The sequence below is a fragment of the Rheinheimera sp. ATLC3 genome, from assembly GCF_059429535.1.
In genome coordinates this window covers 754,540-773,609 of sequence record NZ_CM182103.1, presented here as the reverse complement: position 1 = coordinate 773,609, position 19,070 = coordinate 754,540, and the positions used below count along the sequence as shown (strand labels likewise).

The 19,070-nt window shown below is 47.3% G+C and carries 18 protein-coding genes; 9 read left to right on the top strand and 9 right to left on the bottom strand.

Translation table 11 applies throughout. The annotated features are described in order from the left end of the window. The first annotated feature begins 56 nt into the window (after nucleotides 1–56). The 5 genes from AC5SV9_RS03655 to AC5SV9_RS03635 are packed head-to-tail and all read left to right on the top strand — an operon-like array spanning nucleotide 57 to nucleotide 5,473. Complete coding sequence (locus tag AC5SV9_RS03655; RefSeq protein ID WP_475152659.1) at nucleotides 57–437, top strand: flagellar protein FlaG; 381 nt, start codon at nucleotides 57–59, stop codon at nucleotides 435–437. Nucleotides 438–445: 8 nt separating this feature from the next. Next, the gene (gene fliD / locus AC5SV9_RS03650; RefSeq protein ID WP_475152661.1) at nucleotides 446–1,909 is read left to right on the top strand and encodes a flagellar filament capping protein FliD; all 1,464 of its coding nucleotides are present in this window, start codon (nucleotides 446–448) and stop codon (nucleotides 1,907–1,909) included. A gap of 11 nt (nucleotides 1,910–1,920) precedes the next feature. Then, nucleotides 1,921–2,349 carry a flagellar export chaperone FliS gene (fliS, locus tag AC5SV9_RS03645; RefSeq protein ID WP_475152663.1) on the top strand — a complete coding sequence of 143 codons (429 nt, stop codon included), beginning with the start codon at nucleotides 1,921–1,923 and terminating at the stop codon, nucleotides 2,347–2,349. Beyond that, nucleotides 2,349–2,657 (top strand): hypothetical protein, encoded by a 309-nt coding sequence (locus AC5SV9_RS03640; protein WP_475152665.1) that lies wholly within the window; start codon nucleotides 2,349–2,351, stop codon nucleotides 2,655–2,657. The genes fliS and AC5SV9_RS03640 overlap by 1 nt, the downstream gene beginning before the upstream one ends. A 20-nt stretch (nucleotides 2,658–2,677) precedes the next feature. Beyond that, on the top strand, nucleotides 2,678–5,473 hold the full coding sequence (locus AC5SV9_RS03635) for a motility associated factor glycosyltransferase family protein (protein WP_475152667.1): 2,796 nt from the start codon (nucleotides 2,678–2,680) through the stop codon (nucleotides 5,471–5,473). 188 nt (nucleotides 5,474–5,661) lie between these two features. Here the strand turns inward: AC5SV9_RS03635 and AC5SV9_RS03630 are convergent, their stop codons facing one another. From AC5SV9_RS03630 to pseB, 9 genes are read right to left on the bottom strand one after another with little or no spacing between them, the layout of a single operon-like run. After that, nucleotides 5,662–6,429: a hypothetical protein gene (locus tag AC5SV9_RS03630; RefSeq protein WP_475152669.1), complete on the bottom strand. Its 768-nt coding sequence runs from the start codon at nucleotides 6,427–6,429 to the stop codon at nucleotides 5,662–5,664. 24 nt (nucleotides 6,430–6,453) lie between these two features. Continuing rightward, on the bottom strand, nucleotides 6,454–7,326 hold the full coding sequence (locus tag AC5SV9_RS03625) for a class I SAM-dependent methyltransferase (RefSeq protein WP_475152671.1): 873 nt from the start codon (nucleotides 7,324–7,326) through the stop codon (nucleotides 6,454–6,456). Then, nucleotides 7,319–7,990 carry an HAD family hydrolase gene (locus AC5SV9_RS03620; RefSeq protein ID WP_475152673.1) on the bottom strand — a complete coding sequence of 224 codons (672 nt, stop codon included), beginning with the start codon at nucleotides 7,988–7,990 and terminating at the stop codon, nucleotides 7,319–7,321. The genes AC5SV9_RS03625 and AC5SV9_RS03620 overlap by 8 nt, the downstream gene beginning before the upstream one ends. Next, on the bottom strand, nucleotides 7,974–8,951 hold the full coding sequence (locus AC5SV9_RS03615; RefSeq protein WP_475152674.1) for an ATP-grasp domain-containing protein: 978 nt from the start codon (nucleotides 8,949–8,951) through the stop codon (nucleotides 7,974–7,976). Before AC5SV9_RS03615 ends, AC5SV9_RS03620 begins: the two co-directional genes overlap by 17 nt. Further along, nucleotides 8,948–9,997, bottom strand: coding sequence for a pseudaminic acid synthase (gene pseI / locus AC5SV9_RS03610; RefSeq protein ID WP_475152676.1), 1,050 nt, complete (start codon nucleotides 9,995–9,997; stop codon nucleotides 8,948–8,950). The genes AC5SV9_RS03615 and pseI overlap by 4 nt, the downstream gene beginning before the upstream one ends. Further along, nucleotides 9,997–11,028, bottom strand: a complete 1,032-nt coding sequence (gene pseG / locus AC5SV9_RS03605; RefSeq protein WP_475152678.1) for a UDP-2,4-diacetamido-2,4,6-trideoxy-beta-L-altropyranose hydrolase — start codon at nucleotides 11,026–11,028, stop codon at nucleotides 9,997–9,999. Before pseG ends, pseI begins: the two co-directional genes overlap by 1 nt. Continuing rightward, the gene (gene pseF, locus AC5SV9_RS03600; protein ID WP_475152679.1) at nucleotides 11,025–11,723 is read right to left on the bottom strand and encodes a pseudaminic acid cytidylyltransferase; all 699 of its coding nucleotides are present in this window, start codon (nucleotides 11,721–11,723) and stop codon (nucleotides 11,025–11,027) included. Before pseF ends, pseG begins: the two co-directional genes overlap by 4 nt. Next, nucleotides 11,720–12,868 carry a UDP-4-amino-4,6-dideoxy-N-acetyl-beta-L-altrosamine transaminase gene (gene pseC, locus AC5SV9_RS03595; RefSeq protein ID WP_475152681.1) on the bottom strand — a complete coding sequence of 383 codons (1,149 nt, stop codon included), beginning with the start codon at nucleotides 12,866–12,868 and terminating at the stop codon, nucleotides 11,720–11,722. The genes pseF and pseC overlap by 4 nt, the downstream gene beginning before the upstream one ends. Then, nucleotides 12,865–13,866 (bottom strand): UDP-N-acetylglucosamine 4,6-dehydratase (inverting), encoded by a 1,002-nt coding sequence (pseB, locus tag AC5SV9_RS03590; RefSeq protein ID WP_475152683.1) that lies wholly within the window; start codon nucleotides 13,864–13,866, stop codon nucleotides 12,865–12,867. Before pseB ends, pseC begins: the two co-directional genes overlap by 4 nt. Nucleotides 13,867–14,067: 201 nt before the next feature. On the opposite strand from pseB, the gene AC5SV9_RS03585 reads away from it, so the two are divergent. The 4 genes from AC5SV9_RS03585 (at nucleotide 14,068) to AC5SV9_RS03570 (ending at nucleotide 19,022) form a co-directional block, all read left to right on the top strand. Further along, nucleotides 14,068–14,865 carry a flagellin gene (locus AC5SV9_RS03585; RefSeq protein ID WP_475152684.1) on the top strand — a complete coding sequence of 266 codons (798 nt, stop codon included), beginning with the start codon at nucleotides 14,068–14,070 and terminating at the stop codon, nucleotides 14,863–14,865. Nucleotides 14,866–14,975: 110 nt separating this feature from the next. Then, nucleotides 14,976–16,424 (top strand): sigma-54 dependent transcriptional regulator, encoded by a 1,449-nt coding sequence (locus AC5SV9_RS03580; RefSeq protein WP_475152685.1) that lies wholly within the window; start codon nucleotides 14,976–14,978, stop codon nucleotides 16,422–16,424. A 106-nt stretch (nucleotides 16,425–16,530) separates the two neighbouring features. After that, entirely contained in the window at nucleotides 16,531–17,646 is a 1,116-nt protein-coding gene (locus tag AC5SV9_RS03575; protein ID WP_475152688.1) for a sensor histidine kinase, read from the top strand. Next, a complete protein-coding gene (locus AC5SV9_RS03570) occupies nucleotides 17,643–19,022 on the top strand; it encodes a sigma-54-dependent transcriptional regulator (RefSeq protein ID WP_475152690.1) in 1,380 nt (459 codons plus the stop codon). Before AC5SV9_RS03575 ends, AC5SV9_RS03570 begins: the two co-directional genes overlap by 4 nt. Nucleotides 19,023–19,070: the final 48 nt, after the last annotated feature.

The following is a 19,070-nucleotide window of genomic DNA, read 5'->3' as shown; positions in this document are numbered from 1 at the left end:
AGCGGTGAGAATTTGTTATAAAGTTCTCACCTTGCGCGCCGATAAGGAGTCTGAATATGAGCAGTATTAATGTAAATAGTACGACGCTGGTAAACTACGCTGCTGTCGCCGACAAAGCAATAAAATTTGCGCCGGAAGAACCGGTTACCCCATTATCAGCAGTAAATGTCGAAAAACCGGTTACAGAGGTAAATAAAACCGATTTGCAGCAGGCGGTTGATGTGGTTAATCAGGCTGTAGCGTTAGAGCAACGGTCATTAAGTTTTTCTATTGATGATGTGTCGGGCCGGTCTGTCATTAAAGTGATAGACTTTGAGACTGATGAGCTGATTAAACAAATTCCATCTGAAGAGTTGTTGAAAGTAGCGCAGGACATTAAACGGTTACAGGAAGAAATGGGACAATCTATCGGCCTGTTAATCGACAACAAAGTGTAGAGGTTTTTATGTCTGGTATTAATTTCCTTGGTTCAGCCTCCGGTTTGCCACTCGAGGAACTCGTTACCACCTTGGTTGGTGTAGAAAGGAACAGTAAATTTAGTAGGATTAATACTACCAAGAAGACACTGGACTCTTCGTTGTCGGGCGTCGGGCAGTTAAAATCTGCCTTGTCAGCTTTTCAAGATGCTATCAAAAAACTGAGTGGTAACACCCTGAATGCAAGAATAGCAACAGTAACCCAGCCAACAGAAAATAAAACCTATATAGAGGCATCTGCGTCTAGTACCGCTGCAGCTGCCAGTTTTGATATTAAAGTTAATCAGCTAGCATCTGGTAGTCGTCTGGAAAGCGCTGATACAGCGTTTGGCTCTGCCGATGATGTTGTTTCAACCACAGATGGCACTTTGACGTTCTCTGCCAATGGTAAGAGCTTTGACGTGGAAGTCACCGCTGGTATGACGCTAAATGAGTTGCGGAAAACGATAAATGCTAAGAGCGACAATTTTGGAGTAAACGCCAATATTATAAATGCTGGTGGTGCAGCTGGTACCAAATTGGTTCTAACCTCAGACGAAACCGGCACTGGTAATGATCTTGTTATCAGTAATAACAATGCCGAGCTCGATGGGGTATCTACGGTACCTACAGGTGCTTCTGCTGGTCTCAACGTAAGTCAGGCCGCGCAAGATGCCATTATTGAAATTGACGGTATAACAGCTACCAATGCCAGCAATACATTCAACAACGTGATTCAAGACGTTTCCCTGACGGTAAAAGCTGTGACGCCAGATGGTAATAATGCGGCAGTTGATATAGCGACGGATACCGCTTCCGCCGAAGAAAACATTCAGAATTTTATTAATAACTATAACGTGTTGGTTGATCAGATAGCTGACCTGACTAAAAAACGCACTTTAGGTGCAGATGGCAAAACGGTTACTGCGGAAGGTGGGCCTTTGGCGACAGACCAATTGCCAAAGAATATTATGACGCAACTGCGTGGCTTACTGGGGAACGCGGTAGAGGGCGCTGATCAGTCTTTATCCACATTGTATTCGCTCGGTATCACTTTTAATGATCAAGGGAAGCTGGAAATTTCCAGTACTTCTGAATTTGGTGCGGATTCAGGCCGTACGCGTTTCGATCGCGCGTTAACAGAGAATTACGACGGCGTGGCAGCGTTTTTTGGTGGCGATGAGGGCTTAAGTGCAACTCTTGATGGCTTTTTAAATGAATTTACCCAGACCGGCGGTATTATTGCCAGCAAACAAAATACTCTTAAAACACAAATTGATAAAAACACTAAAGATTTAGAGGCTGCGAACCGATATATAGAGAGTTTCGAGCAAACCTTGCGCAGCCGTTACATTGCTTTGGATGCGCTGATAGGTTCCATGAATAACATGGGGTCTACTGTAACAGCACAGCTGGCGAGCTTGCCGGGATTTGGCACCAACAAATCGAATTAGTGGAGAGCATCATGAGTTACGGAATTAAAGCCTACAAAGCCGTTGGTATTAAAGATGACCTGGCTGTTGCTGACCCACATCGCGTGATCCAGCTATTAATGCAGGGCGCTCTAGAGAATCTGGCAAAAGCTAAAGGCTGTATTGAACGCAAAGATTTTGCCGGTAAGTCATCTACCATCTCGAAGGGGATGACAATAATCAGTTCATTACAAAGTTCTTTAGATATGGAAGCTGGAGCAGAGATATCAGAGAATTTGGCTTCGCTTTATGAGTTTATGATTAACCATTTAATCTTAGCCAGCAGAGAAAACAGCATAGAGAAAATTTCTGAAGTTATGGAGCTGTTATTGACTATAAAATCCGCCTGGGATCAGATTTCTGTGGCCGATCGCGAAAAAGGCTATCAGCTTCAGATGCAAAGAGCGCAGGGAGCTGCCTAGTGGCAACATTGACTGAACTAAGCGCTGAAGTGTTAGCGCTTAGGGCTGAAATAGATATATTGTTGGCCACTGAAGAATACTCAGTAGAAGAACTGGCTGAAAAAACTGTTACACTCAATAGATTATTAAACACAAAGCCACTGGACGTTGCCAACGGGGAGGCATATCCACTTTTTTTAACCGATAATCTTCACTGGTTGAATGCAGTAGTAAGCAAAATACATGAAGAAAAAAAAGAGATTGCTAATAGTATTTTGCAAATCCAACGAAGAAAGAAGGCTGAAAAAAGCTACGGCGAAAACAAATAACATAAGAGCCAGGTTTGTAGATGCTTAAATTTATTAATTATCAGCTAGATGACGAGACGACACAAAACAAACTAGAGCAGCAAATCTCCCCGTTTATTCAACAAACCCTTCGTAACAACATAAATACATTTCGCCAACACCATCCTCAGCTGCTTGAGGTCATTGGTGAGCATGAACTAACCGATTACTCAGTCTTTTGCACAAAAGCAGGTCAGTTAAATATTGTAAATGTTACCACGGGCCGAGTGACCTATGGCATTACACCGCAGCAGGAAATGCAAGCCGAAGTTGAGCAGTTTGTATCCCATGCACCAGTTATTCACCTTACTACGGCGGCATCGGGCTATCAGGCTGAAACGCTGCCTGCTCAGGTTGATGTGGTACTGATGTTTGGTTGTGGCCTTGGATATCAGCTTGTTCATTTACTACAAAGTGCACGCATTCATTTTCTGGTGCTTTATGAGCCTAAGGTGGAAAACTTTCTGTGCTCACTGCATAGCACTAACTGGTTACAAATCTTTGAGCTAGCCGTAGCAACGGGCACGCAAATTTCATTTCAGATTGGCAACGCCGGTACTTCAATCGCAGAAGATATTCAGGAATTACTTACAATAGCGCCTGATTTGGAAAGATTGTATCTGTACCGTCATTTGTGTGACCCGGTATCTGATGAAGTAGTTGCTTTTTTGTTTGAAAATAGCGGTAATCCTGAAATTCTGCAACGAAAGGGGCGGCAGTTTCGTGGTTTTAATGAATCAACCGACTTTGTCTCAGCACATCCGCAAAATGTACTTGGTTTTGCGCCGCAAACCGATAGCAGCAGAGTGAATACCGAACTGTTTGACAAAAATATGCGCACTTTTGCCCGTTTATATCCGCAGGTGCAGCAGTTGTTTGCCGACTACCAGCCAAAGCACTGGCTGTTACAGCTGGATGATAACAGCGAGTACAACCTATGGCACAGTAAACGCCGGGTGTACTTTTACGATGACCCACAACATGATTCAACCATACTGGTTAATCAATATCTGGCTGAACCCTTTAAAGATGATGTAATTGTTGGCCAGGCCGCCAGCGAAAAATTTAACAGTTTTATTCATTTTAGGTATATCAAGAAGCTTCAGAACATGTTTCTGGCATTAAAAGCGGAGAGAAAGCCGCTGCCTGAGAATGTAGATTCGCTAATTGTGTTTGGTGTGGCGTTAGGGTTGCATGTTGAACAGCTGTTGACGAAACGAGACATTACCAATTTGTATATCTGTGAACCGAACCTTGATTTTTTTTATGCTAGCTTATTTGTCACTGATTGGTCCGCCATTCTGACTGCAGCTGAGCAGCAAAAGAAGCGTATTTACCTGAATATTGGTGGTGATGGAACAGAGTATTTTCATGATTTTATGGGACAATTCTATCAGGTGGGTGCCTATGCGATAGCAAACACCTATATGCTACCGAGTTATCATACACCTCAATTGCTTAAAGCTATTCAGAGTTTAAAACAGCAACTTAAGGTGGTCCTGGCGATGGGTGAGTTTTATGACCATGCCCGCTATGGAGTAGCGCATACCTACATGAGTGTGGAAGCTGGGCACAAATTTTTGTACGCAGATTTAGCTAAAGCCGCTAAGCTACCGGCGGTGACTATCCCTGTTTTTGTTATCGGTAATGGCCCGAGCCTTGATAACTGCATTGACTACATTAAAGAGCACCGAAGCAAGGTAATTGTGATCAGTTGCGGTACCGCAATCCGTTCGTTGCATAAAATGGGTATTCAACCTGATTTTCACGCCGAAGTAGAGCAAAACCGTGCTACCTATGACTGGATAAATCAGGTAAAGGATCCTGCTTATTTAAAGCAGATAAAATTACTATCTGTAAATGGCGTGCATCCTGATACCGCAGGGCTATTCGAGTTTACCTACCTGGCATTAAAAGACGGCGAAGCTTCAACCCAGATTTTCAGAAATGGCTTTGTTTCAAATGGTTATAACGTGGGGTCTTTAGCATTTGCTTACCCAACGGTATCAAACTTAGTGCTTAATTATGTGTTAAAGCTTGGGTTTGAGCAGGTGTATCTGTTGGGGGTTGATTTAGGTTACGCCGATATTAATCAGCATCACTCAAAACACTCGGCTTATTATAAAGCTGATGGTAAAGACATTATTGATTATCAGAAGCACTACGGCAGTGGTATTCCTGTAAAAGGAAACTTTAAGCCTTATGTTTTTACCAAGCCCGAGTTTGATGTATCCAGACAACTTATTGAAAAAGCGCTTGCAGAAAAGCAGCGACGCTGTGATGTGTTCAATTGCAGTGATGGTGCTTTAATCAAAGGCGCTATGCCATTAGCACCGGATAATATTATTATTCAGCATGATTTGGATGTTAAAGCTGAATTAAGCCGCTTTTTAACGGCAGCATACCACCCACCGTTTGCTACAGATTTAGCATCTAAGATTTTTAATTTCTATGAATTGTCGCTGTTCAAACAAACTATGGCTAAGTGGCAGTCGTTGATAAATAGTGACGCTACAAATTACAGTACAGCGAAAAGTATTATTGATAATCAGTGGCGGTTTTTAATTAATGAAGCCTCTAACGAACGCAATATTACCTTTTATTTGCTCTATGGCAGTTCTAATTATTTCCTCAGTGTATTGACTAAGATCCTGCCATCTGATGACTCCGAAAAAGATATTATGCGCTTTAACTTTGTGCTGGATATCTGGCGCCACTATTTAGCTGATGTTGAAGAAGACTTTGCAGTTAAACCCATCAAACAGGATCAGGTAGAGTCGGGGCTGACATTTAGTTAGATGGCTTCACTCTAAAATAAGTGCTCTTGAGTAAAGTTCAGTAAAACTAACCAGCATTAGTACTGATAAAAATAGTAAATGATTGGGTTGTTGCTGAATAGGCAACAACCGCTTGAAAATGACGGGTGTGATAGAATAAAACTCGCTGCGAGTAGCCTCGCTAATAATATACTATTAACAATTGCCCATTACTCTATAACGATGTAAGAGGTAAGCGGGCTCAGCGGCGAGCGTCTTATGGCGTACTTATCTAAACCAAATACCTCTTTTAGTGCCAGTGTTTCCCCCGGAAACTTGTGGTAATTTAGCTCATCAAAACCAATAACACTGCCTTTGGTTAAATGGCCTTTAATTAATTCAAGGCATTTTTTGGTGGGTTCGTAAATATCAAAATCAAAGTATGCCATAGCGATAATAGTTTGAGGATTATCCGCCAGGTATTGCTCCAGGGTTGCCGTGGCATCGCCTTTAACAATTTCATATTTTTTAATGTGGCTTAGCGGGCTTTCTGATTCATGATATTGCAGCACGCTGTCCAGGTAATGCTCGTAGCCTTCGGTGACACTGTAGGCCCCTTTTTTGATTACATCATTGCAGCCATCTTTCTCTGATACTGACGGGAAGCCCTCGAAGGTATCGAAGCCTATGATCTTGCGGTTATAATTGTAGGGCTCGTACATGCCGCGAAATGATGAAAATAACGCGAGGTTTTGCCCCCAGCGCACACCAAACTCCATAATGACACCATGCACCGGCAGTGCTTTTTTATACAATTCGTCCATAAACATAATACGTGACAGATCCTGACGGCGCATAAACAGGCCTAAATTGTTCAGTATTTCTGCCTGTGGCACCGGACAATCGCTAAAGGTTTGGTAAAAATTTCTGCGGCTGTCGGCTTCTGTTGCTGATGAATCCGTGGATACCACCGGATTGGTGTTTGTTTTGTTATTCATTTTTTTATTCCCGAAAAGTAAGGCTTACTCAGGTGTGACATAAGCGATCAGCTCGCGGCCAAAGCCCAGGGCTGCACTGGCTTCAGCATAGCGAATATAGTTGTCTATGTTTTTGCTAATCAGAAAGTTTTCACAAAATACGCGGCTAAAATGCGCTTGTTTGCCAAGGCTTCTGTCCTGCCAGTAATTAGAATGTGAATTGGTCAGGAAAACTTCGATAGGAAAGTTGGTTTGCAGAGACAATAAGCGATAGCCGCACGCCGAGATAAAGCTGCTTAAATTTTCCTGATTAAAATAGCTGAGATGCTCCGGTGGCGCAAACCAGGTATTGTCGGTATAGCCTTGCTGTTGCAAGGCCAGTTGAAAATCAGAATAGTCATTCGGTACTTTGATTCTCAGCGCGGAATTGGCCGACAGTAAGGGTTTGAGTATCGCCATGGTTTGGAACGGGTCCAGCACATGCTCCAGCACATTTTGCAGGTTAATCAGGCCAAAGGTGCGGCCTTTGTAGTGTGCCAGGCTTTGTTCAATGCTGCCTTGTTGAAAATACGGCAACAAATGCGGGTTGTGTTTGCTGATACCAAAATCAGAATAATCACAGCAGGCAAGCTCCCAGCCAAAGGTTTCAAAAGCGTTGACAAAAAAACCTTCACCACAGCCCAAGTCCAGCAAGCTGCGGGGCAAATTATTCTGCTGTGCTACACGGTGAGCGACACTGGCGATATTGTGAAAATACGCCAGCTCCTGCTCAGTATAAGAGCTGTGGTAAGAGCCTTCAGGCACCTGGTAGTACTTAGCGTTATAATGCGCCTGCAACTGTGCCTCTGACGGTTTGGGTATCGCTTCAATAAACCCCAGCGCGTGGCGGTGTTCGGTAAATTTTGCTTGGTCAGACATTATTACGGTTACCTGTTAGTAATGGCGTCAGCTCAGTAAGAGTATGCAGCAGCGTTTTAGCGTCATAGCCAGGTTTAGCCTGCACATCCTTATGGCAGCCTGTCAAAATACGGATGGTTTGTGCGCCTTTTTTATTCAGATTAACAAAGTCTTTTGCCGGGTTATCGCCGATATAAACCAGATCCTGCCAGCGGCATTGTTCAGCCTTTTGGATTAACTCAAAACAATAGGTGGAAGGTTTAGCATGCTTTATGCCAAAACGGTGAGTAATAAACATACGTTTGAAATAAGGCGCTAAGCCAAGCGCCTCTACTTTATTTTGCTGCACTATTTTGTGGCCGTCGGTGACAAGATACAGCGGTCCGGGAAGGCTTTGCAGCATTTGCCGATGGGCCAATGGCAGTGTTAGCTGCGGTTTATGTAACCGGTAGCGCTGCAAACACGCGCTGATATTGGTTTTACTGGCTAAGTTATGTGGTTTTAACCAATCGTCAAAAATACGTCCGCGGCCCTGGCTATCCAGCAATTGGCATAAACGTTGGAAACCGGAGACGGCATCTAGTTGCCAATGTTGCTGCGCCATATCGGCTACAGCGCGAAAACCGCTTTCTACGAACTGACGTTCATCGTATAGGGTGTCGTCCAGATCAAAAATCAGGATCATACTGATAGGTATCCATACTGTAGCGCAATTGCCTGATTGGTTGCTTTGCTGCAGTAAAATCACTAAGCCGGGCTTCCGGCTGCATGGCTTGCTGAAAACTCCAATACAGGCTGTCCAATCCAGCCACTATGCTTAGAGTCGAAGCGCCGCCAAAACGGCTGTTACATTCTATAATGTGTGGCTTGCTGTTGGCGTCAATAATGGCCTGCATTACCACCGGGCCTGTGAGTTTCAGCTGTGCCAATATATGGCTGAATTGCTGAGCTAAAGCCGCATCGCTGAAGGTGGTGCTGATTTGTGATTCGCCGGCTACGACTTTATCGCGCTGTCGCAGTACCAGGCCTTTTACGCGGCTGTCTTTATCCAGCCAAGCATCAATACTGATTTCTTTGCCGCTTTGCATCGGTTGATAAATTGGTGCCTGCAACTGCCTTGCATGCTGCAAGGCCTGTTCTTTGCTCAGCGCCAGGCCGATTGATTTGGCGCCGGCACCAAAGCGCTCTTTAACAACCAATTGCTCTGCGTTGATATCGTCAATCTGTAATGACGCCGGAATAATAGGTAGTTGATGCTGGCGGCCAAATTCAGCAAAGGCCAGCTTATCCAGGCACAATTTAATGCCGGCCTCAGGTGACACAATAATGTGAATGCCTGCTTCTGCAAAGTAAGAGTGGTTTTGTGCCCAAAACAATAGCTCTCCATCGCGGCTGGGCAGAATAACCTTGATATTCCGCTCAATACAGCCGCGGCGTAGTTCAGCTTTATTGGCAAGGATTGTGGCAGGCATTTGCCAGAAACTATCGGCAAAAGCTCTGCTTACACTTAAAGGCTGCATGTCGCCGGCAATAATGCTGCCGGTTGGAAACAGCCGCAACCAAGCTTGCCTGGCTGCTTGCAACATAGGAATTTTGGCACCTGCACTGGTTAACAGCAATGCGGTGCCGGAAAGAGGCTCTGTCACAGCAGATCCCAGCTTAGCGGTGTGCCCATCGCTACATCCTGCTTTACTTTACGTCCAAGAAATTCTGGCAAATATTTCGGTGCTAAACCAAGGCCCGGCCGCACTGAGCGCAGGTTTTCTGCAGTAAAGATATCTCCGGCTTGCATATCTTTAGCAATATAGAGCGAGCGCCGGTGTACCCGGGAGGAAATTTCTTTATCGGTACAGCCGTAGTGTATTGTACCAAGCGCATCATGAGCGCGGTTGGTTTCCTCTACCAACATTTTTAGTTCGGCGGGCTCCAGAGAGAACTCGGCATCAACTTCGCCACCGTTGCGGTCTAATACAAAGTGTTTTTCGATTATGGTAGCGCCGAGTGCGACTGCTGCAACAGATACACCCACCCCAGGAGTATGGTCAGATAGGCCGACCTGGCAGTTAAACAGTTGCGCTAAATGTGGGATGGTACGCAAGTTCGCATCGATCGGGCGGGCAGGGTAATTACTTGTGCATTTTAGCAGAATGAGATCTTTACAGCCATTACTGCGAAGTACTTCAACTGATTCTGCAAGTTCTGCTTGCGTTGCCATGCCGGTAGACATAATAACGGGCTTACCGGTTTTCGCCACAGCAGCAAGCAGGCCATGATCAATATTTTCAAAGGAGGCAATTTTATAACAAGGTACGTCAAGAGATTCTAGAAAATCGACTGCCGTCAAGTCGAACGGCGAGCTAAATGCCAACATACCTTTGCTGTTGGCATAATCAAAAATAGGTTTATGCCATTCCCAAGGCGTCATTGCAACTTTGTATAGGTTGTACAATGAGTTACCTTGCCACAGGCTATTTTTATCAGCGATAAAAAACTCTCGCTCGTGGACATCCAGCGTAATAGTATCCGGCGTGTAAGTTTGCAGTTTTAAAGCATGAGCGCCTGCTGCAGCGGCTGCATCAACTAAGGCCATCGCCTTTTCCAGTGATTGACCGTGGTTGCCAGACATTTCGGCAATGACAAAAGGTTGCTGTGTTGGCCCTACTAGCCGGTTGCCAATTTTTATCTCTGACATCACGTTCTCGCTACCATCGTTAATATTTGTTTTACCACTATAGGCGTACCTGTGTTCATCTGAACTATGTTGCTGGCCGCTTGGCTAATTTCATCCAATAGTGCTGGTTGGGACAGGTAATAGCATAGTTGCTCTGCAAAGAACTTTGCTGACATTTCAGCAGCCTGACCCAACCAGACACAGGCCCCGAGCTCGTCTAGATACGCCGTTGTCGCCTGCTGATTTTCGGCAACGGTCACTACTAAACCCGGCAGGGCACAAATGCATCTCTCCCAATGTGTGGCTCCGCCCGCACCTAGCATGAGTCTAGCCCGGTGCATCAGGCTGGCCATGTAATTACATTGCACATGTAATTGCACATTAGGCAGGCGCGCAACTTGCTGCTGTAGCATAGCGCGCCACGGGTTATTTGCGCCTAATACTATATCGGCCGTAACCTGCTGTGACTTTAGCTGTTCAATAGCATTAACTGCCAGTGAGGTTAAGTTTTGCTCATCACTTCCGCCAAAGCTGACCAAAATATGCTGCGGCTGGGGGGAGCTTTGGCCTTGGTAAAATTCATCGCGCAGCAGCGCATAGCGTGGGCCTAATAATTGTAGGCAATGGGTTGGGATTAATTGTTGATAGCGCTCGCTATTGTTCGGTAGCAGGTTTTGATCCAGCAATATGTCGCAGTCATGTTGGCGGTTGGCCAAATCGTCAATCACCAATATTTTATGACAGCGCTGGCGCATAAGCTGGCAATAGGCTTGCCCTAGCTGATAATGGTCAAGCACCAGCAACTGATACTGTGTTGTGAGACTGCGCAGGCATTGCAGGGCGTCATCAACTTCATTGTGGATAGTATCGGGAAGGATAATCACATTAACGCTTTGGCTATTAAGCCAGGCAATTAGATTTCCCTCATGTGGCCGGCATATAAAGTCAAACTCAGCACCTTGTTGCTTAAGCGCCATAGCCAGTGTCAGGCAGCGCATAACATGGCCTGAACCCAGGGTAACAGAGGCGTCAGCGCGGAACAGCACCTTCACTGCGCAGGCGCCAGTAACAGTTGATACAACAACTCAGCACGACGCCAATCTTCAGTAGTATCAATATCCTGCACTAAATGATCCGGTAACAGCAGCATTCGCGAACCTGTGCCGAACACAGCTTTAGCACTATCCAGCCAAGTATCAGCGGTTGCCCAGTAAAGTTGTCCAGCATCATGGAATGTCTCAGCCAGATCTTGTGAGCGCTGCATAATGCTGGCCGGGTCAAACGGCACCACGCCACCTTCCGTTGTTTGCAGCAATGCGCGCTGAATGGGAAAAGAAAAACGGGTGGCGCTAAACACATAGTCGGCTTTACTGCTTAACAGCATCTGGTATGCGGCTGCAATACGTTCGCTGTTCAATAACGGGGTAGTAGCATAAATACAGGCGCAGCTGCTTAGTGGCCAACCCAGTTGTTGCAACTCCGTTATAGCGTTACGTATTACGTCTGTGGTTCCGGTAAAATCGTCTGCTAGCTCAGCCTTGCGCACAAAAGGTGTTTCTGCACCGTACCGGCGTGCTATGGCCGCTATTTCAGCATCCTCGGTGGAGACCACCACTTTGTCCACTACGCCGCTGTTCAATGCTGCTTTAATGGGGTAAGCCAGCATAGGCTGGCCACAGAAGTCTTTAATATTTTTGCGTGGTATGCGCTTACTGCCGCCGCGGGCGGGAATGATGGCGACTCTCATTGCAGCAGCTCAGTCAGTGTATCGGCGATATATTGCTGTTGGTCGCCGGTCAATTCCGGAAACATCGGCAGGCTGATGATGCGCTCATAAAAATCTTCCGCTACCGGAAAATCGCCCCAGTCAAAACCCAGTTGCTGATAGTAAGGCTGGGTATGGATAGGGATATAATGCACATTGACACCTATGCCTGCATCGCGCAAGCCATCGAATACGGCTTTACGTTTAGTTTTGTCATCCAGCCGGATAATAAACAAATGCCAGGCACTGATATTGTCATCATCCAGCGCAGGTAAGCTTAAAGGCAACTGTGCCAGCAAGCGGTGGTAGTTTGCGGCCAGCAGCTGGCGTTTTTGAATTATTGGTAGCAAGCGCCGGCTTTGGCTTAGCCCTAAAGCGGCTTGCAGATCAGTCATGCGGTAGTTGAAGCCCAATTGTAACTGCTGATAATACCAGTTGCCATGGCTGGGCTCAGTCATCAGGCCTTCATCACGGCTGATACCATGGCTTCTGAGTAAACGCATTTTATCGGCCAGTTCAGTGTTATTAGTCAGCGCCATACCGCCTTCGGCAGTGGTGATGATTTTTACCGGATGAAAGCTAAATACCGTAATGTCGCTGTAGCGGCAACAGCCCACAGCATCATCAAGATAACTGGCACCCACAGCATGTGAAGCATCTTCAATGATTGCAAAGCCAAACTCGTTGGCCAGGTAATGAATTTGCTGCATATCACAGCTGGCGCCGGCCAGATGCACAGGAATAACGACCTGCGGCAGCGTATCATTGCTACGCGCCTGCTCCAGCTTCAGCCGCAGCTTATCAATTGCCATATTGCCGCTGTCGGGTTCTACGTCAACAAAATCGACATCAGCACCGCAGTAACGGGCACAATTGGCCGAGGCAACAAAGCTGATAGGTGAGGTCCAGACCCGGCTGCCCGGGCCAACCCCCAGCGCGAGGCAGGCAAGATGCAAAGCGGATGTGGCGCTATTAACAGCTATGGCATGCTGCGCGGTGGTTAGTTCGCTAAGGCGTTTTTCAAAAGCCGGTACAGTCGGCCCCTGGGTTAAAAAGTCGCTTTGCAGTACCTCTGTTACCGCATCAATATCAGCCTGGGTAATGTGCTGGCGGCCATAGGGGATCACGACATAGCTTCCTGATTAAACTGGCGCATTTGCTCGACAGTAAGAAAATCCGGGTTAGTATCAGACACATACTCAAACCCAGGGGCTACCGGCTTGCCTTGCTCTTGCAGGGCGTTACTGGAGAAATCATTACTGCGGTTAAAAAATTTGATGGCCGGTGCGATAACAAAATGATCAGCGAATTCATAAGTATGATAGGACATATCACCCGGACACATCATTTCATGCAGTTTCTCACCCGGGCGAATGCCCACTTCTTTTATCGGCAAATGCGGCGCCATCGCTTCGGCCAGATCGACAATACGGATAGAGGGGATTTTCGGTACGAATATCTCACCGCCCAGCATGCGCTCAAAGTTCTTCAGCACAAAATCGACACCTTGTTGCAGGCTAATCCAGAAACGGGTCATCTCGGGGTGTGTTATTGGAATATGATCATTTCCTTTATCTACTAACTGCTGAAAAAACGGTACCACTGAGCCGCGGGAGCCAACAACATTGCCGTAGCGCACCACGGAAAACCTCGGCTTGCTGTCGCCAACCATGTTGTTGGCAGCAATAAACAGCTTGTCGGATGCCAGTTTAGTGGCGCCGTAAAGGTTTACGGGGTTTGCAGCCTTATCGGTAGATAGCGCGATAACTTTTTCAACGTTGGTTTCAATAGCTGCGTTGATCACGTTTTCGGCGCCATTGATATTGGTTCTGATGCATTCGGTCGGGTTATACTCTGCCGCCGGAACCTGTTTTAACGCTGCCGCATGGATCACATAATCTACACCGTGCATAGCGCGGATCAGACGATGCTCATCGCGTACATCACCGATAAAATATCTCATGCAGCTGTGATGAAACTTTTGCTGCATTTCATACTGCTTTAGCTCATCACGTGAATAGATAATAATCTTTTTCGGTTTGTAGCGCGCTAACAGAGTTTCCGTGTACTTATGGCCAAACGAGCCGGTACCGCCGGTAATCAGAATGGTTTTGCCGTTAAACATAAGCTGCCCTCAGGAACCACGTAATGTTGCAAATTGCTGTGTGAGCTGACTTTAGCATAAAGTATGCCGCCGCTTCTAACATATTAAACTTAAACAGTTTTGCAGCCATTGCGTCAATAAATTTTATGCCGCTACTGAATTAATAGCGCTTTAGTGTCGCTTTGACTAAACTATAACCAGTTTTAACGATGAAGTGGTGTCATGATGAAACTTAATGCTCCCGGCAGTAGCAACACCCTCAATCAGGCGCAGCTGCAGCAGGAAAACCTGCTAAAAAAGTTGGCAACAGCAAAACGTATTAACAGTGCCGCGGATGATGCCGCAGGCTTACAAATTGCGAATCAACTTAGCAGCAGTATTAATGCCAAGGCTCAGGGCGAGCGAAACGTGTACGACGGTATTTCGTTATCCCGTGTTTATGAGCAAGCGTTGCAAGGCGTAAATGACAACTTTGCTGAGCTTAGCCGCTTGTCTGTTGCCGCCGGTAATGGCATTTATGGTACGGAAGAACGGCAGGCGCTGCAGGCGGAAGCCGATGCGTATGTTGCCAACGCACAGCAGATCATTGACAGTTCAGAGTTTGCCGGCAAGAAGCTGTTCGGCGAAGACGCCAGTGTAGCTTTTGGCTCCGGGTCTGGAAGCGTTAACCTTACCACCACAGATGTTGCAGCAGGTTTGCAGGACCGCAATGCCTTTAATATCGATTTATCCAGCGCGCAAAGTGCTGCGCAGTCGCTGGATAGTATTGCTCAGGCGCGTGATTACATTGGTGGTTTGCAAGCTCAGGCCGGGGCTGAAGCCAACCGGTTTGCCAGTGCCGCCAGTAATTTAAATGGCCAGCAGATTGCTGAATCAGAGGCGCGCAGCCGGATTGAAGATCTGGATTTTGCCCGTGCGACCAGTGATAAAGTGGCTGCAGATATTCTTGCTAACACATCGGTTAGTGTAGCGGCGCAATCCAGGGTGCAACAGCAACAAGCATTGAATCTGCTGAGTTAACTATCTCTGACGCTATTTTTTTGACACCGGCGTCAAAAAAATAGCGTCTTCTCTTGCAAGCTGACGCCTGCACAGTACAATGCAGTTAAAAGCATAATAAAAGCAACAGCATGTCAAATACGCCTTCACTGTATATTGTTGATGAACAAAGCCAGCGTAGTGGCCGTTTAAGCACGGTGCTGGGCTTTATTCATGAACCACATCAACAGCTGACATTGCAGGAATTGCAGCAACGTTTAAGCGCCGATGAACCGGCTGTAGTGCTGCTTGGCGCTTTAGGTAGCCAGTTGCATGCAACGCTGTTACAGCAATACCCGGCTACGGCATTTTTGTTGTTAGGTGAAACCCTGCAACCGCTTTTGGAACACGCCAATGCCGTTGGATTATTAACTGAACCTTTTGCTTATGCCTCACTGACACAACTGCTGCGTGATTGCCAGCAGTATCACAGGTTACTGCCAATACAGCGCCAGACTGAAACTGCAGTTAAGTTTGACGGCATGGTTGGCAATTCAGATGCAATGCAGCAGGTACGCTTTCTTATTCAGCAAGTGGCTAAAACAGATGCCAACGTGCTGGTGCTTGGGCCTTCAGGTACAGGTAAAGAAGTGGCAGCCCGCAATATCCATTTGTTATCTAACCGCTCAGGCGGACCTTTTGTGCCTATTAACTGTGGTGCTATTCCGGCTGAGCTGTTGGAAAGTGAGCTGTTTGGCCATGAGAAGGGCGCTTTTACCGGCGCAATCTCAACCCGCAAAGGCCGGTTTGAACTGGCCCAGGGCGGCACGCTGTTTTTAGATGAAATTGGCGATATGCCGCTGAACATGCAGGTTAAACTGCTACGGGTGTTGCAGGAGCGCACTTATGAGCGTGTTGGTGGTACCCAGCCAATTAAAGCCGACGTCAGAATTGTTGCTGCAACGCACCGCGACCTGGAGCAGATGATTACTGAAGGCTGTTTCCGCGAAGACTTATACTACCGGTTGAATGTGTTTCCAATTGAGACACCGGCCCTTAGCCAACGTACAGACGATTTACCTCTGTTGGTGAGTGAGTTATTAAAGCGCCAGGCTAAGCATAGCCAGGCAATCGTTAAGTTTACGGAGCATGCAATGCAAAGCCTGCAGTTACACAGCTGGCCCGGAAATGTGCGTGAGCTGGCGAACCTGCTGGAGCGAATGGTCATTATGTACCCGGATCAGGTGGTTGATGTGGCTGAATTGCCACACAAGTACCGTCATCTGGACATTGAAAGCTACGTACCGCAGTATCCGGAAAGCTTGCAGGAACGCGATCTGCTAAATGAGATGTTTCAGTCAACCGACGATGATGACACAGACGATGACAGCGGCTTTGCATCAGATGCTGATACGCTGCAGCAGTTGCCTGAGCAGGGGCTGGATTTAAAAGAATACCTTGCTGAGCTTGAAATCCGCTTTATTTCACAAGCGCTGGAGCGGCATGAGTTTGTTGTTGCCCGGGCAGCTGAAGTGTTAGGGCTGCGTCGTACTACCCTGGTTGAAAAAATGCGAAAGTATAATCTCGGGAAAGATGAGTAACTGCTGCTGTCAGAGTTTTGACAGGTTTAACCATCTGAAATAAATCAATAAAATGCTGGCATAATGTCTGCATTACTCCCCTGAACGATGTGTTTCAGGGGGACTTATGACTTCAGCCAGTGCTATGCACTTTTCGCCCTCCGGGTTTGCCCGGCAAGGCTTATCAGTTGTTGCAGCCAGTGGCCATCAGCTCTCAACGTATTGCGCATCAACCGGGCTTGATCCTGTATTGCAGGCATTGCCAGCAGCAGTCATTTTATTAGATCAGCGCGGTGTGGTGTACCAGGCTAATCCCGCTGCTGTATCTATGTTAGGTGAGCAGCTGGTTGGAGAGGCCTGGTTTTCCATCATCAGCCGCTGTTTTAGCCCCCGCCGTGATGACGGCCTGGAAGTGTCGTTAAAAGATGGCCGCAGGGTTAAATTACAAATTAATGCTTTACTGACGCACACCGAATATACCCAGCCAGGACAGCTAATCATGTTGACCGATCTGACCGAAACCCGGCAATTACAAAGCAGGGTCGGTCAGATGCAGCGGTTGTCTGTGCTGGGCAAAATGATGGCCACCCTGGCGCATCAAATACGCACGCCGTTATCTGCTGCAATGTTGTACGCACAGAATTTGGCCAACCCAAGAGCCACCTGGCAGGTTCAACAGCAGTTTCAGCAAAAGTTATTATCCCGTTTGCAGGATTTAGAGCAGCAGGTCAGCGATATGCTGCTGTTTGCCCGCAGCGGCAGTTCACAGCAGGTGGCAGAATTTACGCTCGATCAGCTGATTACAGAAATTGAAGCAGCGGTTGACGCTTTGCTGGTGCAGCACCAGGCGGATTTTACCCTGCAATGTGATGAGCCGTCGCTTCGTCTTGTTGGTAACCAAAATGCTTTGTGCGGTGCGATACAGAATCTGATCCAAAACAGTCTGCAGGCAATACCAGCCAAAGCTCAAATACTGCTGGAGCTCAAAACAAGCGAACAGCACAGTGGTAAGTTGCTGCTGCGCCTTACCGATAACGGGCCCGGGGTTGCGCCGGCGTTACACGATAATTTGTTTGAACCCTTCGTTACCGGACGCGCACAAGGCACTGGGCTTGGCTTAGCTGTTGTGCAGGCTGTGGCGCATTCACATCATGGTTCGGTAAGGTATGTGCCCACTAAGCAGGGCGCTTGCTTTGAAATGTTGCTACCGCTTTCCCACAGTGTTCAGGAGGCAGGCCAATGACACAACGTATTTTACTGGTCGAAGACGATGCCGGCTTGCGTGAAGCGTTGCAGGATACGCTGATGCTGGCGCAATATCAGGTTCTGGCCGCCGACAGTGCCGAACAGGCTTTATTATTGCTGCAGCAACATAAGGTACAGCTTGTTATCAGTGATGTACAAATGCAGGGCGTATCCGGTTTGACATTACTAAAGACACTGCGCGAGCGCTATCCGCAATTGCCGGTGCTGATGATGACGGCTTACGCAACGGTGCAGGCAGCAGTAGAGGCCATTCAGCTTGGCGCTATCGATTATCTGGCGAAACCTTTCTCGCCGGAAGTATTAGTGAATACTGTCAGCCGTTATGTCAGCTCTGAACCCTCAGGTAATGTTGAACCCGTGGCCGCATCAAATAGCAGTAAACAGCTGCTGGCGCTGTGCGGCAAAGTTGCCGCGACTGATGTCAGTGTGATGATCACCGGGCCCAGTGGTTCCGGCAAAGAAGTACTGGCACGCTACATTCATCAGTTATCAGAGCGCAGAAACGGGCCTTTTATTGCGATAAATTGCGCCGCTATTCCGGAAAATATGCTCGAGTCAACGTTGTTTGGGTATGAGAAGGGTGCCTTTACCGGCGCGATAAGCGCGTGCCCTGGCAAATTTGAGCAGGCACAACAGGGTACTATCCTGCTGGATGAAATTACCGAAATGGATTTAAACCTGCAGGCTAAGTTGCTACGGGTATTGCAGGAGCGGGAAGTAGAGCGTTTGGGCGGGCGTAAAACCATTAAGCTCGATGTGCGGGTGCTGGCCACCAGTAACCGTAATTTAAAGCAGGCTGTAGCGCAAGGCGCTTTTCGGGAAGACTTATTTTACCGGCTTAATGTGTTTCCGCTTATCTGGCCAGCACTATGTCAACGCCCTGACGATATAGTGCCACTGGCGGAGCATTTGCTGCAGCGCCACTGTGCTGACAGCGGACAAGCTGTACCGGTTTTAACCGCAGAAGCACGTGTGCGCCTTAGTCAGCATAGTTGGCCGGGAAATGTGCGTGAACTGGACAACGTGGTACAGCGGGCGCTGATCATTGCACAGGGCAACACGATAACAGCAGAGGATATTATGCTGGAGCCGGACGATATGGCGCAGTCTGCTGCGCTGGCTGCGGCGGACACTGCCTTACTGGCAGATGCCGATGAGCCTGATATTGCTGATGAGAGCAGTAATAGCTTTAAACACAGTGTGCATGAGCAGGAACACCGCATTATCCTTGCCACTATGAAAGCCTGCGCCAACCGGCGCAAAGACGTAGCGCAAAAGCTGGGGATAAGCGACCGTACATTGCGTTATAAGCTGGCCAGAATGCGCGACTGCGGTATTGACCTGCCTGTCTGAGTTACCTAAACCCTCGTTACGAGGGTTTTTTCTATATATTTCATTGCG

What these genes read in the sequence shown, in the direction of transcription:
- pseF (WP_475152679.1), bottom strand. Translation starts at nt 11,723, where the DNA reads ATGAGAGTCGCCATCATTCCCGCCCGCGGCGGCAGTAAGCGCATACCA.
- fliD (WP_475152661.1), top strand. Translation starts at nt 446, where the DNA reads ATGTCTGGTATTAATTTCCTTGGTTCAGCCTCCGGTTTGCCACTCGAG.
- AC5SV9_RS03585 (WP_475152684.1), top strand. Translation starts at nt 14,068, where the DNA reads ATGATGAAACTTAATGCTCCCGGCAGTAGCAACACCCTCAATCAGGCG.
- AC5SV9_RS03575 (WP_475152688.1), top strand. Translation starts at nt 16,531, where the DNA reads ATGACTTCAGCCAGTGCTATGCACTTTTCGCCCTCCGGGTTTGCCCGG.
- AC5SV9_RS03635 (WP_475152667.1), top strand. Translation starts at nt 2,678, where the DNA reads ATGCTTAAATTTATTAATTATCAGCTAGATGACGAGACGACACAAAAC.
- AC5SV9_RS03630 (WP_475152669.1), bottom strand. Translation starts at nt 6,429, where the DNA reads ATGAATAACAAAACAAACACCAATCCGGTGGTATCCACGGATTCATCA.
- pseB (WP_475152683.1), bottom strand. Translation starts at nt 13,866, where the DNA reads ATGTTTAACGGCAAAACCATTCTGATTACCGGCGGTACCGGCTCGTTT.
- AC5SV9_RS03580 (WP_475152685.1), top strand. Translation starts at nt 14,976, where the DNA reads ATGTCAAATACGCCTTCACTGTATATTGTTGATGAACAAAGCCAGCGT.
- fliS (WP_475152663.1), top strand. Translation starts at nt 1,921, where the DNA reads ATGAGTTACGGAATTAAAGCCTACAAAGCCGTTGGTATTAAAGATGAC.
- AC5SV9_RS03620 (WP_475152673.1), bottom strand. Translation starts at nt 7,990, where the DNA reads ATGATCCTGATTTTTGATCTGGACGACACCCTATACGATGAACGTCAG.
- AC5SV9_RS03625 (WP_475152671.1), bottom strand. Translation starts at nt 7,326, where the DNA reads ATGTCTGACCAAGCAAAATTTACCGAACACCGCCACGCGCTGGGGTTT.
- AC5SV9_RS03655 (WP_475152659.1), top strand. Translation starts at nt 57, where the DNA reads ATGAGCAGTATTAATGTAAATAGTACGACGCTGGTAAACTACGCTGCT.
- AC5SV9_RS03570 (WP_475152690.1), top strand. Translation starts at nt 17,643, where the DNA reads ATGACACAACGTATTTTACTGGTCGAAGACGATGCCGGCTTGCGTGAA.
- pseI (WP_475152676.1), bottom strand. Translation starts at nt 9,997, where the DNA reads ATGTCAGAGATAAAAATTGGCAACCGGCTAGTAGGGCCAACACAGCAA.